The 1,270-nt window shown below is 65.7% G+C and carries 1 protein-coding gene; it reads left to right on the top strand.

The genetic code is table 11. The features are described 5' to 3' along the window. A partial coding sequence (locus ACYVF5_RS16605; protein ID WP_460948468.1) for a DUF222 domain-containing protein occupies positions 1–1,270 on the top strand: 1,270 nt, incomplete at both ends.

Genomic DNA, 1,270 nt, shown 5'->3' with positions numbered 1-1,270 from the left:
CCCGACACCCTGAACGAGGCCCTGACGGTGCTCGCTCGCGTCGACGCGGACGCTGTCCTCTCGGGCACGGATGACGGTGTGCTCGAGTTCCAATCCCAGCTCGGCGCCGCCGCCCGCACCCTGGACGCGTTGCAGGTCGCCGCGGCCGCGGAGATCGAGAAACGATCCGATAAAACCCTCGGCCTGAACGGTCTCGCCGCCAAGCACGGCCACCGGCACCCGTCGCAACTCGTGGAACAGATCACCGGGGAATCCACTGCCACCGTGAACCGCCGACTACGAGTCGGGAAGAACGTTCTGCCCCGCACCTCCCCGACAGGTCTTCCCCTACCGCCCCTGTTCCCGCAGGTGGGTGCAGCCCTCAACGCGGGTTTGCTCGGGGTGGATGCGGCCGATGTGATCACCCGTGAACTCTCGAAAGCATCCCCACGAGCCACCATCGAGAACCTCACCGCCGCAGAGGAGTCGCTGGTCGCCCAAGCGACCGGGATCAGCACCGCACCCGACGGCACCACCACAATGGGAATACCGGTATCAGCAGAACTCCTGCGCGGCCCCGCACGGGCATGGCGGGACGCGATCGACCCCGACGGGATCGAACCCCGCACAGCCGAGGCATTCGACAGGCGGGGGTTCTGGGTGTCCCGCACCGCCGTGAACGGGTTACACCCCGTCGGCGGAAACCTGACCCCCGACGTCGCTGCCCGTTTCAACACCCTCGCCGACGCCACCCTCAACCCCAAAACCGGTGTCAAATTCCACCCCAACAATGAAAACAACCACAACGACCGTGACGGTGGCTGCGAGCATACCGACACGACACCGGGTTGTGACCAGGTGAAGGGCACCTGCGACTGCGACGACACGGATCCTGGGGCTGGGAGGTCGTGTGAGTGCGGGGCGAACACCGACCAGGTGGAAGACGACCGCACCCCGGAACAGAAACGACACGACCTGCTCGCCGGCATGCTCACCCACATGGCAAAAACCACCACCGACCTCTCCACCATCGGCGGCGCCGCACCCACCGTGCTCGTCATCGTGAAACTCGAAGACCTCCTCACCGGCCACGGAACCGGACACATCGTGGGCAGTGACGAACCCGTCCCGATATCCACCGTCTGGCAACACATCTCCGACGGCAGAATCCAACGCGCCCTCCTCGGACCCCTCGGCGAACTCATCGCCCTGGAGAAACCACAACGCCTCTTCGACCGGCAACAACGACTCGCGATCATCGCCAGAGACGGACCCACCTGCCTCCGCACCG

The organism is Okibacterium endophyticum, from assembly GCF_054780075.1.
Note: the sequence above shows the minus strand (reverse complement) of the source record. Positions and strands in the feature narration are given on the sequence as shown.